This window comes from Variovorax sp. RO1, assembly GCF_002849325.1.
In the GTDB taxonomy this organism is placed as follows: Bacteria; Pseudomonadota; Gammaproteobacteria; order Burkholderiales; family Burkholderiaceae_C; genus Variovorax.
This window is the reverse complement of the sequence record NZ_PKMT01000002.1, coordinates 865,196-877,465: the sequence shown is the minus strand read 5'-3', so window position 1 is coordinate 877,465 and position 12,270 is coordinate 865,196. Positions and strand designations below refer to the sequence as shown.

Annotated in this window: 12 protein-coding genes; 11 read left to right on the top strand and 1 reads right to left on the bottom strand. The window is 60.3% G+C overall.

Going from position 1 to position 12,270, the window contains the following annotated elements:
- The first annotated feature begins 1 nt into the window (after position 1).
- From CY658_RS15200 to pdxA, 3 genes are read left to right on the top strand one after another with little or no spacing between them, the layout of a single operon-like run.
- Positions 2–1,363, top strand: a complete 1,362-nt coding sequence (locus CY658_RS15200; protein WP_101490986.1) for an MFS transporter — start codon at positions 2–4, stop codon at positions 1,361–1,363.
- Positions 1,360–2,133 (top strand): Nif3-like dinuclear metal center hexameric protein, encoded by a 774-nt coding sequence (locus CY658_RS15195; protein ID WP_101490985.1) that lies wholly within the window; start codon positions 1,360–1,362, stop codon positions 2,131–2,133. Before CY658_RS15200 ends, CY658_RS15195 begins: the two co-directional genes overlap by 4 nt.
- Positions 2,130–3,170 (top strand): 4-hydroxythreonine-4-phosphate dehydrogenase PdxA, encoded by a 1,041-nt coding sequence (gene pdxA, locus CY658_RS15190; protein WP_101490984.1) that lies wholly within the window; start codon positions 2,130–2,132, stop codon positions 3,168–3,170. Before CY658_RS15195 ends, pdxA begins: the two co-directional genes overlap by 4 nt.
- A gap of 18 nt (positions 3,171–3,188) precedes the next feature.
- Here pdxA and mscL read toward each other — a convergent pair whose 3' ends face one another.
- Positions 3,189–3,623 (bottom strand): large conductance mechanosensitive channel protein MscL, encoded by a 435-nt coding sequence (mscL, locus tag CY658_RS15185; protein ID WP_101490983.1) that lies wholly within the window; start codon positions 3,621–3,623, stop codon positions 3,189–3,191.
- A 724-nt stretch (positions 3,624–4,347) separates the two neighbouring features.
- Here mscL and CY658_RS15180 point away from each other — a divergent pair.
- The 8 genes from CY658_RS15180 to CY658_RS15145 all read left to right on the top strand — a co-directional run bounded on the left by CY658_RS15180 (position 4,348) and on the right by CY658_RS15145 (position 12,264).
- Positions 4,348–5,454 carry a polysaccharide biosynthesis/export family protein gene (locus CY658_RS15180; RefSeq protein WP_374221118.1) on the top strand — a complete coding sequence of 369 codons (1,107 nt, stop codon included), beginning with the start codon at positions 4,348–4,350 and terminating at the stop codon, positions 5,452–5,454.
- 140 nt (positions 5,455–5,594) lie between these two features.
- Positions 5,595–6,896 carry a Vi polysaccharide biosynthesis UDP-N-acetylglucosamine C-6 dehydrogenase TviB gene (tviB, locus tag CY658_RS15175; RefSeq protein WP_101490982.1) on the top strand — a complete coding sequence of 434 codons (1,302 nt, stop codon included), beginning with the start codon at positions 5,595–5,597 and terminating at the stop codon, positions 6,894–6,896.
- Positions 6,897–6,920: 24 nt separating this feature from the next.
- Positions 6,921–7,868: a Gfo/Idh/MocA family protein gene (locus CY658_RS15170; RefSeq protein WP_101490981.1), complete on the top strand. Its 948-nt coding sequence runs from the start codon at positions 6,921–6,923 to the stop codon at positions 7,866–7,868.
- A gap of 17 nt (positions 7,869–7,885) precedes the next feature.
- Complete coding sequence (locus CY658_RS15165; RefSeq protein WP_101491301.1) at positions 7,886–8,476, top strand: acyltransferase; 591 nt, start codon at positions 7,886–7,888, stop codon at positions 8,474–8,476.
- Positions 8,473–9,600 carry a DegT/DnrJ/EryC1/StrS family aminotransferase gene (locus CY658_RS15160; RefSeq protein WP_101490980.1) on the top strand — a complete coding sequence of 376 codons (1,128 nt, stop codon included), beginning with the start codon at positions 8,473–8,475 and terminating at the stop codon, positions 9,598–9,600. The genes CY658_RS15165 and CY658_RS15160 overlap by 4 nt, the downstream gene beginning before the upstream one ends.
- A 38-nt stretch (positions 9,601–9,638) precedes the next feature.
- The gene (locus CY658_RS15155; protein WP_101490979.1) at positions 9,639–10,889 is read left to right on the top strand and encodes a lipopolysaccharide biosynthesis protein; all 1,251 of its coding nucleotides are present in this window, start codon (positions 9,639–9,641) and stop codon (positions 10,887–10,889) included.
- Positions 10,873–11,493, top strand: a complete 621-nt coding sequence (gene hisH, locus CY658_RS15150) for an imidazole glycerol phosphate synthase subunit HisH (RefSeq protein ID WP_101490978.1) — start codon at positions 10,873–10,875, stop codon at positions 11,491–11,493. The genes CY658_RS15155 and hisH overlap by 17 nt, the downstream gene beginning before the upstream one ends.
- Positions 11,494–12,264: an AglZ/HisF2 family acetamidino modification protein gene (locus CY658_RS15145; RefSeq protein WP_101490977.1), complete on the top strand. Its 771-nt coding sequence runs from the start codon at positions 11,494–11,496 to the stop codon at positions 12,262–12,264.
- Positions 12,265–12,270 lie beyond the last annotated feature (6 nt).

Genomic DNA, 12,270 nt, shown 5'->3' with positions numbered 1-12,270 from the left:
CATGACCTCAGAAGCTACCTACACGGACGGCGCGAACGCCGTCACGCCTGCTCCGGCGCGCACGCTCGATGCCCGCGACTACAAGACCCTGGCGCTGTCCGCCCTCGGCGGCACGCTCGAGTTCTACGACTTCGTCATCTACGTCTTCTTCGCGACCGTGCTGGGCGCGCTGTTCTTCCCCGCCGACATGCCCGACTGGCTGCGCCAGCTGCAGACCTTCGGCATCTTCGCCGCGGGCTACCTCGCACGGCCCGTGGGCGGCATCGTCATTGCGCACTTCGGCGACCTGCTGGGCCGCAAGCGCATGTTCACGCTGTCGATCTTCCTGATGGCGGCGCCCACGCTGGTGATCGGCCTCTTGCCCACCTACGCGAGCATCGGTGTCGCGGCGCCCCTGCTGCTGCTGGCGATGCGCGTGCTGCAGGGCGCGGCCATCGGCGGCGAGATGCCTGGCGCCTGGGTGTTCGTCGGCGAGCACGTGCCGGCCCGGCGCTACGGCTTCGGCATCGGCACGCTGACCTCGGGCATCACCGGCGGCATCCTGCTGGGCTCGCTGGTGGCCGTGGCCATCAACCGCCACTACGGGCCCGAGCAGGTGCACGACTTCGCCTGGCGCATTCCCTTCATCCTGGGCGGCGTGTTCGGGTTGTTCTCGGTCTACCTGCGGCGTTTCCTGCACGAGACGCCGGTCTTCAAGGAGCTGGCCGGCCGCAAGACGGTTGCCCGCGAGTTGCCGCTGCGCACCGTGCTGCGCGAGCACCGGCTCGCGTGCGTGTACGTGGGGCTGCAGACCTGGGTGCTGTCCGCAGCCATCGTGGTGGTCGTGCTGTACACGCCCACCTACCTGCAGAAGGTGCATCACATTCCGGCCGCGCTGGCGCTCGAAGCCAACGCGCTCGCCACGCTGACCCTGACCATCGGCTGCGTGATCGTCGGCTGGGCCAGCGACCGCATCGGCACGCGCGCCGTGATGCTGATCGGCTGGGGCGGCCTCTTTGCCACCGCCTACCTGTTCTACACCGGGCTGCCCGGCACGCCGGCCACGCTGTTCTGGCACTACGGGCTGGTCGGCCTGTTCGTGGGCACCATCGCCACGGTGCCGATCGCGGGCGTGCGCGCGTTTCCGGCGCCGGTGCGCTTCACGGGGCTTTCGTTTGCCTACAACATGTCCTATGCCGTCTTCGGCGGGCTGACGCCGGTGATCCTCACGCTGTGGCTGCAGCACGACCCCATGGCGCCGGCGCACTACGTCGCCGCGCTGGCGGCGCTGGGCTTCCTGCTGGCCCTGTGGCCCCTGGCCGCACGCGGCCACCCGGTGCGCGATGGCGCGGTGGCCGCAGGGAGCGCGACAATGTCGCGATGAGCACCACACGCCACGAACTGCTTCTCGCATTCGACCTGCTGCTGGCCCCCGGGCGCTTCAAGGACTATGGACCCAATGGCCTGCAGGTCGAGGGGCGCGCCGTGGTCCGCAAGATCGTCTCGGGCGTGACTGCCAGCCGCGCGCTGATCGAGGCCGCGATCCACGCCGAGGCCGATGCCATCTTCGTCCACCACGGCCTGTTCTGGCGCGGCCAGGACGGCTGCGTCACCGGTTGGATGAAGCAGCGCCTGGGCCTGCTGCTGGGCGACGACGTCAACCTGTTCGCCTACCACCTGCCGCTCGACGCGCACCCCGAGCTGGGCAACAACGCGCAGCTTGGCTTGCAGCTGGGGCTCGTGGCGCATCCGGGCTCGGCGGGGCGTTTCGGTGAGCAGGAGCTGGGCTTCCTGGGCGCGCGCGAGAACGGCGAGAACTTCGCCAGCGCGAAGGCCTTGGCGACCCATGTTGAGAAGGTGCTGAAACGGCCCGTCACGCTGCTCGACACGGCCCACCGCCCGATCAAGAACATCGCGTGGTGCACGGGTGGCGCCCAGGGCTACTTCGAGGCCGCCATTGCGGCCGGTGCCGACGCCTTCATCACCGGCGAGATTTCCGAGCCGCAGGCGCACTACGCCCGCGAGCTGGGCGTGGCCTTCCTGGCCTGCGGCCACCACGCCACCGAGCGCTACGGCGCGCAGGCCGTGGCGGCCCACGTGGCGGCGCAGCTCGGGCTGAAGCACGAGTTCATCGACATCGACAACCCGGCATGAAGGCGCCGATCGCGATCACGCTCGGCGACCCGGCGGGCATCGGCCCCGAGATCATTGCCAAGGCCTTCCGCGATGCGCCCGACGCCGTGCGCGGTGCGTTTGTGGCCGGTGACGTCGGCACGCTGCGACAAGCCTCGCAGGCGCTCGCGGCGCCGGGGCGGCTGGCGTGGCCTGTCGTGGAGATCGGCAGCGTCGCTGAAGCGGCCACCGTGCCGCCCGGTTGCATCCCGGTGCTGCAGGTGATCGCGCCGCCTCAAGGCATCGAACAAGGGCGCATCAGCGCCGAAGCCGGTCGCGCGGCCGGCGACTGCGTGGTGTGGGCCGCGCGCGCCGCATTGCGCGGCGAGATCTCGGCCCTCGTCACCGCTCCGCTGCACAAGGAAGCGCTGGCCGCGGCCGGCTTTCCGTACCCCGGTCACACCGAGCTGCTGCAGGCCGAAGCCGCCGCCCACCTGGGCCGCACCGTGGCCGACGTGCCCGTGCGCATGATGCTGGCCAACGACGAGCTGCGCACCGTGCTCGTGAGCATCCACATGTCGCTGCGCGATGCCATCGAGGCCGTGCGCTTCGACGGCGTGCTGGACACGCTGCGCATCACCCACCGCGCGCTGACCCACGCGCTCGGCCGGCCGCCGCGCATTGGCGTGGCCGGGCTCAACCCGCATGCGGGCGAGGGCGGCCTGTTCGGTTCGGAAGAGCGCACCATCATCGCGCCAGCCATCGAGGCTGCGCGCGCCGAGGGCATCGACGCCCACGGGCCCCATGCGCCCGACACCATCTTCATGCGCGCGCGCGCCAAGGCCGGCGTGCCGTCCAGCGGCGAGTTCGACGTGGTGATTGCGATGTACCACGACCAGGGCCTGATCCCGGTCAAGTACCTCGGGGTGGAGAAGGGCGTGAACGTGACGCTCGGGCTGCCGCTGGTGCGGACCAGCCCCGATCACGGCACCGCGTTCGACATCGTGGGCCAGGGCGTGGCCGATGCGTCGAGCCTCGTCGAGGCGTTGCGCATGGCGCGAACGCTGGCCGGCGCCTGAGCGCGCGGCCAAAAAGGCTCAGGGGTGCTGCTTCAGGCTGTCGCGGATTTCGCGCAGCAGCGTGATGTCTTCAGGCGTGGCGGCCGGCGCTGCGGGCGCGGCCTCTTCGGTCTTGCGCAGCTTGTTGATCTGCTTGACCATGATGAAGATGATGAAGGCGAGGATCACGAAATTGACAGCGATCGTGATGAAGTTGCCGTACGCCAGAACGGGCACGCCGGCTTTCTTCAGCTCCGCCAGCGTGTTCGTCACGCCCGGCGGCACCGTGCCCAGGGTTACGTAGAGGTTCGAGAAGTCGAGTTTCCCGAACACCAAGCCCACGAGCGGCATGATGATGTCGGCCACGAGCGAGTCGACGATCTTGCCGAACGCCGCACCGATGATCACGCCGACGGCGAGGTCGACGACGTTGCCCTTGACGGCAAACTCCTTGAATTCGCTGAGGATGCTCATGATTCAGTAAGGGTGCTGAAGACCTGCTGTTGAAAGGGGTACCAGTATGCCTGCGGAAGCGGGCTGCCAAGACGGGCGGGCGCGCCGGGTGATGCTGGACCGCAACTGGGGAAAGACCGCCGGTGGCGCGTGCCTGGAACGGGTGGAGGGTACCCAGTCTCCGTGGCTGACTGTTGCCGGCTACGCTTTGGAACGTCTTGTTTCCAATTTCGAGGAATGGGTAGAACCGGCCGAGCGCGTCGCGTTCTACGCTCGGAAAGAAGGCCTGAGGGCGCTAGACAGCCCGTCCGGAAGCATTCTGGAACGCAGGCGCAACCCCATTGACAGTGCACTGCACTGGTACGATGAGAGGGGAGCAGTGGGGAGCGGCCGCGCGAAATCGACCTTCAAGACTTCTGTCTGTCAGCGCGCATTCGTCCCGGGTGTATCAGGTTCTTGCGTGACCCCGCGATGAATTCTGCACCCTTGCCGCCTGAATATTCCAGTTTCAGAGCGACTTTAGCTGTTCAAATTTTTACATAAATGGTGCCGCGTAGTGGTGGCGATCACAAGTGTTTGAAAAAGAAGCGCGATACAACAGAACGGATGTGCGAGCCTCGCATGCCTCCGGGAATTGTTCTTTCGCCGCTTCGTTGTTGTTGATACGACTGACTGACTGACTTTCAAGGGACCTGAATTGAGAAGAGATGCGAAAGCCCTCGCGTGGGTAGCGCTTGCCGGCGCGATGTTGCTCCAGGGCTGTGCCGTGGTGCCCGGCATGGGGTCGGTGGAGCCTTACGAAGCAGGCAGCGAGCTGCCGTCCCAGTTCCGCTACCTTCCCGACGAAGCGCCTGAAGGCGAAATCACCCCGATCTCGCTGGCGCTGGTGCGCACGCTGGCGGAGGTGTCGCCCAAGGGCGTGCCGCCTGATGTGCAGGCGTTGTTTGGCAAGGGCGCGCGCTACACGATTGGGTCGGGCGACGTTGTGGGCGTGATCGTGTATGACCACCCGGAACTGCTGCCCAACGCGGGCGCCGTGATTTCGCAGTCAGCCGATCCGACTGGTGTGCAAGTGGCGCCTGGCTTCATCGTCGATGCTGACGGTGAGATTGCTTTCCCCTACATCGGCCGCGTGCGTGTGGCGGGCCTGAGCGAAGGCGATGCTTCCGACCTGATCGGCAAGCTGTTGCGGCCACATGTTCGCGATCCCCAAGTGACGGTGCGCATTCAGTCCTTCCGAAGCCGCCGCGCTTATGTAGAAGGCGAAGTGCGCACCCCGGGGTCGCAGATCTTCACCGACGTGCCGATGACGCTGAGCGAAGCGATCAACCGCGCCGGAGGCATGACGTCGAATGCCAATCGCTCGGCGGTTACTCTCATTCGCGACGGCCGTTCGGTCCCGATCGATATGACCCGGCTGCGTGAGGCTGGCTATGACGGAAACAACATTCCGTTGAAGAACGGTGACACCGTCCGCGTGGCGCACCGGGAAGACTCCAAGGTCTTCGTCATGGGCGAAATCATGGCGCCCGTTGCTCTGTCCATGCGCAGCAACGGCCGCTTGAGCTTGAGCGAGGCCTTGGGCGAGGCAGGTGGTCCGATGACGACCACCTCCAACGCCGGTCAGATCTACGTGATTCGCCAAGGCGCGACCGGTGCGCCGGCCATCTTCCATCTGAACGCCAAGAACCCGGCAACGATGGCACTGGCAAGCCAGTTCCGATTGCAGTCGCATGACGTGGTGTATGTCGACCCGGTGCCGCTGGTCAAGTGGAACCGCGTGGTCAGCTTGATCCTGCCATCCGCGACCGTGGTCAACAACGCGAGCGAGGTTTACAGCAGGCATCGCTAATCGAATCTGGATCCACGCCGAGTTTCCGAAGTTCACGGCGCGGTCTAGGTTGTTCTGAAATCAGCGGCCGCGAATGCGGTGCGGCGACATGACTTTGCTCAGAGTCTGTCGCCAATTTTTCGCCTCCAGCGCTTTTCAATATGCAAGTCATTCAATCAACTCAACCTATCGCGATCATCGGTCTCGGCTACGTGGGTCTTCCCCTCGCCGTGGAATTTGGCAAGAAGCGACGCGTGGTCGGCTTCGACATTAATGCCAAACGAATCACAGAACTGCAGGGTGGACACGACCACACGCTTGAAACTACCAGCGAAGAGTTGAGGGCGGCGGCTCAACTTGCGTTCACGTCGCAGGGCGATGACCTACGCGACTGTGCTGTCTTCATCGTGACCGTGCCAACGCCGATCGACAATGCGAACCGGCCCGACCTCACGCCCCTGATCAAGGCCAGTGAAACCGTCGGCAAGGTCATGCCGAAGGGGGCGATCGTTATTTTCGAGTCCACCGTCTATCCCGGCGCGACAGAAGAAGTGTGCGTGCCCGTGCTGGAGAAATTCAGCGGCAAGAAATTCAATGTCGATTTCTTCTGCGGCTACAGCCCGGAGCGGATCAACCCTGGCGACAAGGTCAACACGCTCACCAAGATCAAGAAGATCACGAGTGGCAGCACGCCCGAGGTGGCCGATGTGGTGGATGCTCTCTACAACGAGATCATCACTGCCGGGACACACAAGGCCGCCAGCATCAAGGTGGCCGAGGCCGCCAAAGTGATCGAGAACACGCAGCGCGACCTGAACATCGCACTGGTCAATGAGCTGTCCGTCATTTTCGAGCGCTTGGGCATCGACACCCTCGACGTGCTCGAGGCCGCGGGCAGCAAATGGAACTTCCTGCCCTTCCGTCCAGGGCTCGTGGGCGGGCATTGCATCGGCGTGGACCCGTACTACCTCACGCACAAGGCGGAGCAGGTCGGCTACCACCCGCAGGTGATATTGGCCGGCCGACGCATCAACGACAACATGGCGCGCTACGTGGCCCGCAACACCATCAAGCTGATGCTGAAGAACGGCATGGACGTGCCGCGTTGCCGCATCGGTGTGTTGGGCATCACCTTCAAGGAAAACTGCCCGGACATCCGTAACAGCAAGATCGTCGACATGGTTCGCGAGTTCGAAGCTTGGGGTGCTTCTGTAGAAATTGTGGACCCATGGGCGGACGCCGAAGAGGTGGCTCGCGAGTACGGCCTTCAACTTGGCCAAGTTGACGCGGAACATCCGGTGGATGCCCTCGTTGTTGCGGTGGGCCACAACGAGTATCGCGGCGCGACCATGGCCGAGTTGCGTGCTTTGTGCCGAGGCGAGCAGCCCGTGCTGGTTGACGTCAAGAGCCTGTTCAATTCAAAGGAAGCCCGCGAAAGCGGCTTCTCTGTGTTCCGCCTGTAAGCCATTTCTCGTTTCTTCTTCGATATGAAAAACTTTGCCCTCATCGGCGCTGCCGGATACATCGCTCCGCGCCACATGCGCGCCATCAAAGACACGGACAACCATCTGGCCGTGGCCTACGACATCAACGACTCGGTCGGCATCATCGACAGCATTTCGCCGCAGAGCGAGTTCTTCACCGAGTTCGAGCGCTTCTATGAATATGCGCAGCAACTCAAGCGCAACCCTGCGACGGCCCTGGACTATGTGGCGATCTGCAGCCCCAACTATCTGCACCATCCGCACATTGCCGCCGGGCTGCGCCTGGGTTGCGACGTGATTTGCGAGAAGCCCCTGGTGCCCACTCCGGACCTCGTCGACGAACTGCAACGCGTTGAAAAGGAGACTGGCAAGCGCGTCTTCAACATCCTGCAGCTGCGCCACCACGAAGCCATCCTGAAGCTGCGCGACAAGGTGGCAGCGGCACCCGCGGACACCAAGTTCGACGTCGAGCTCACTTACATTACTTCGCGCGGCAAGTGGTACATGGAAAGCTGGAAGGGCGACAACCGCAAGTCGTTCGGTGTGGCGACCAACATCGGCGTGCACTTCTACGACATGCTGCATTTCATCTTCGGAAAGCTGCAGCGCAACGTGGTGCATTACAGCGGCACAGCCAAGGCGGCGGGCTATCTCGAATACGAACGCGCGCGCGTGCGCTGGTTCCTGTCCATCGACGCCGACGATCTGCCGGCCGATGTGAAGGGCAAGAAGACCACCTTCCGCAACATCGACATCAGCGGCGAGAAGCTTGAGTTCTCCGAAGGCTTCACCGACCTGCACACGGTGAGCTACAAGGAAATCCTGGCCGGCCGCGGCTATGGCCTCGAAGATGCGCGCCACTGCATCGAGACCGTCAACGTGATCCGCAGCGCCACGCCCGTCAAGGGCGAGCAAGGCGAAGTGCATCCGTTCGTGCGGCAGCTCGCTTGACGCGCCGCGAGACCGGCATGGCATACAAAGCTCACCCCACCGCCATCGTCGACGAGGGCGCCCGCATCGGCGACGGCACCCGCATCTGGCACTGGGTGCACGTCAGCGCACAGGCGTCCATCGGCGAGGGCTGCTCGCTCGGGCAGAACGTCTACGTCGGTAACGACGTGGCCATCGGCCACAACGTCAAGATCCAGAACAACGTCAGCGTCTATGACGCTGTCACCCTGGAAGACGACGTGTTCTGCGGGCCGAGCATGGTCTTCACCAACGTCTACAACCCGCGCTCGGCCGTCACGCGCAAGGACGAATACCGCCGCACCCTGGTGAAGCGCGGCGCCACGCTGGGTGCCAACTGCACCATCGTCTGCGGCAACACCGTGGGCGAATACGCCTTTGTCGGCGCCGGCGCCGTGATCAACAAGAACGTGCCGGCCTATGCACTCATGGTCGGCGTTCCCGCCAGGCAGATCGGCTGGATGAGCGAATTCGGCGAGCAACTTGCGTTGCCGCTGCAAGGCGCAGCAGAAGCCATTTGCGCGCACACCGGCGCGCGCTATGTACTCGACGGCAATGCCGTGACTAAGTTGGATGCCAAGAAGCCATGATCGAATTCATCGACCTCAAGACTCAGCAAGCCCGCATCAAGGACCAGATCGACGCCGCGATTCAGCGCGTGCTGGCGCATGGTCAATACATCCTCGGGCCTGAAGTCGCAGAACTGGAAGAGAAGCTGGCGGCTTATACGGGTGCCAAGCATTGCATCACCGTGGCTAACGGTACGGATGCTTTGCAGATCGCACAAATGGCGCTTGGCATCGGGCCTGGTGATGAAGTCATTACGCCGGGCTTTACCTATATCGCCACCGCCGAAACGGTGGCGCTGCTGGGCGCCAAGCCGGTGTATGTGGACGTTGATCCGCGCACCTACAACCTGAACCCCGCATTGCTGGAGGCCGCGATCACCCCGCGGACCAAGGCCATTGTTCCGGTGAGCCTGTATGGACAGTGTGCGGACTTCGACGCCATCAACGCCATTGCTGAGCGGCATGGAATTACCGTCATCGAAGATGCCGCGCAGAGCTTTGGCGCCACCTACAAAGGCCGCAAGAGCTGCAATCTCAGCACCATTGCTTGTGCGAGCTTTTTTCCCAGTAAGCCGTTGGGCTGCTATGGCGATGGCGGGGCCATCTTCACCAACGATGACGAACTGGCCAAGGTCATGCGGCAGATCGCCCGGCACGGGCAGGATCGGCGATACCACCATGTCCGGGTGGGCGTAAATAGCCGCCTCGACACGATACAAGCGGCAATTCTTTTGGCCAAACTACCTCTACTCGATGGAGAAATAGAACAGCGTCAAGAAGTCGCTTCCCTTTATGAAAGCAACTTCGCAAGGTTAACGAAAAATGGGAAGAATTCGGATGGAAGTGGCTTGAATCGGATCACCACTCCGTATATCGAGTTGACCAACACAAGCGCCTTCGCTCAATACACTCTTCAAGTGCCAGATCGAAGCAGCTTGGAAATAGCAATGAAAGCCGCGAATATACCCACGGCTGTTCACTATCCTATTCCTCTCAATAAGCAGCCGGCGGTACGTGATGACAGCGTTAGCCTTCCTGTAGGTGACTTGATTGCGCAGCACGTCATTAGCCTGCCAATGCATCCCTACTTGAAAAAATCAACAATTATCGAGATCACTGAGGCCATTTCGACCCTTCACGGTTAATTGCTGGCCCCGTCACGCATGAAAAGTAAGCTCAATTTATGAAACGGGAGGTTGGTCGTTTTTGGCGTCAGGTCGTATCAGTGTTAACCGGGAGCACGATTGCGCAGCTAATTCCGATCCTGGGGTCACTGATTCTTGCAAGACTATTTGCGCCGCATGAATTCGGACTCTATGCTGCGTGGCAGGGAGTTGCGCTTTTCTTTGCGGTAGCCATAACCGGTCGATTTGAAATGGCGCTTGCAATGGTTGCCGATGGCGATGCTCGCCGAGTCGCCGTCGCAGCCACCTTGTTGACAACGGCGTTTGGGGTGATTCTTCTGGCCATTGGAGTAGGCGGCACGCTTCTCTTATCTCCAGATTGGCTCAAGAAAACCCCGGCGATCTTTGGAATTTTGGTCGTACCGGCCGCCTTTGCCATTGCCGGCTCTCAGATTTGGCAGTCTTGGGCTGCAGCAGAGGGCGAGTATAAGAAACTTTCGATCATGCGAATCGTGTTCGCATCTTCAATTACTTTAATGCAAATTGTGGCGGGACTTGAGTGGGCTTCCTCGTCTACGTTGGTAGTCGCCCATGTCATGGGAGCATCGATCGGATTTCTTGCGGCATTGAAAATAATGCCATTAGGTCGACTCCCCAAAGACATTAAGCGGCAACTGCTTGAATTCTGGTCCCGCTATCGAAGACTCCCGATCATGTCTTTGCCGGCCGATGTCATTAATACCGCCGCTGCGCAACTGCCGCTGATTATCGTCGCCAGTCGATTCGGATCGGAAATAAGTGGCTATCTCGCCTTGTCATTGCGGACACTAGGGGCCCCTATTTCGCTGCTCGGCCGGGCGGTGCTGGACGTTTTTAGACGGCATGCAGCATCGGATTGGCGGGAGAAAGGCGAATGCCGAGAGACTTATTCCAAGACTTTCATGGTGCTTTCCGCGGCATCTGTGCTTGTGATGTCAGGCCTGATGTGGTGGGGAGAGGACCTTTTCTCTTTTTGCTTTGGCGAGAACTGGCGTCCCGCAGGAACAATTGCTGTCTGGCTATTGCCAATGTTCATGCTGAGATTTGTGGCGAGTCCATTGAGCTACATGTTTTACTTGGCGGAGAAACAGCACATCGATCTGATGTGGCAGATTTCGTTGTTTGCCATGACTATTGGGACTCTGACGACATTCAATAATTATTCTCATGCGCTCCAGTCATACGGTGCCGGTTATAGCATGCTGTATGTGATCTATTTAATCTTGTCTTATAAGCTTTCTTTGGGCGAAAAAAATGATCGCAATTATTGACTATGACATCGGAAATATTGGAGCGGTTGAAAACATGCTCCTTCGCATCGGAGCTAAATGCAAGATAACAAGCGACGCATCTGAAATTGAAGCGGCCAGCGGTTTGATCTTGCCGGGCAATGGTGCCTTTGACGCTTGTGTCTCTAATCTTCGGGCAAGTGGACTGATCCCTCTACTGGAGAAACAGGTCTTCCAAAAAAACATTCCGATCTTGGGTATTTGCGTAGGAGCGCAGATGTTGGGGCACGGAAGCGAAGAGGGAAATCTACCAGGTCTTGGATGGCTCGATATGGTCGTCAAACGTCTCCCTGAAAATTCAGGACTTCATGTGCCTCATATGGGATGGGGTGAAGTTGTGAAGCGCCAAGTAAACCACCCCCTCCTCAAAGAGTTGGAAGATGATGCCCGATACTATTTCGTTCACAGCTATTACATGGAATCAAAAGATAGAAATCTTGAACTCCTGGGCTCTGCGTACGGAATTGATTTTTGCGCCGCTGTCGCTGAGAAAAATATAATGGGCGTTCAATTTCATCCCGAAAAAAGCCATCGATACGGAAAAAGAATCCTGGCAAATTTTTCCGAAATGCAAAAGGCGGTATAGATGTACAGGGCCCGCGTAATTCCGACTTTGCTTCTGAGCGAGCGGGGGTTGGTGAAAACGAGAAAATTCAAGGATCCCGTTTATATCGGTGATCCAATAAATGCGGTTCGAATCTTTAACGAAAAAGAAGTTGATGAATTGGTTGTGCTTGACATCAATGCTTCTCGTGAAGACAGAGAGCCTGATTACGAAATAATTTCGGAAATAGCGAGCGAATGCTTCATGCCGGTTGCTTATGGTGGCGGTATTCGCACGTTGGAGCAAATTAGAAAGCTGCTCCGCGCCGGTGTTGAGAAGGTGGTCATTAATTCTGCTCTCGCTGAATCTACCAAAATTCTTACGGAGGCCTCCAAAATTTTCGGAAGCCAGGCAATTATGGCAGGACTCGATGTGAGGCGCGGCTTATTAACCGGGTACAAAGTGGCTGTGAAGTCAGCCTCAATCGAGTTGAAATACTCGGTTGTAGACTATGCACGAAATTTGGAAGAGGCCGGCGCAGGAGAAATTCTTCTCAATAACGTGGATCGAGACGGAACGATGGCTGGATATGACATCGATTTGCTCCGCCTGGTTTCAGGCGCGGTAAAAATTCCAGTAGTTGCCGCTGGTGGCGCGGGAACCGTGGAGCACCTTGGTCAAGCATTGAATGACGGCGGTGCGGCCGCAGTGGCGGCCGGTGCAATGTTCGTGTTCAGAGGTAAGCATCGAGCCGTGCTTATTGGGTATTTAACGGAAGCTCAGAAAAAAGAGCTGCTGATTCGGAAAAGATAATTCAAT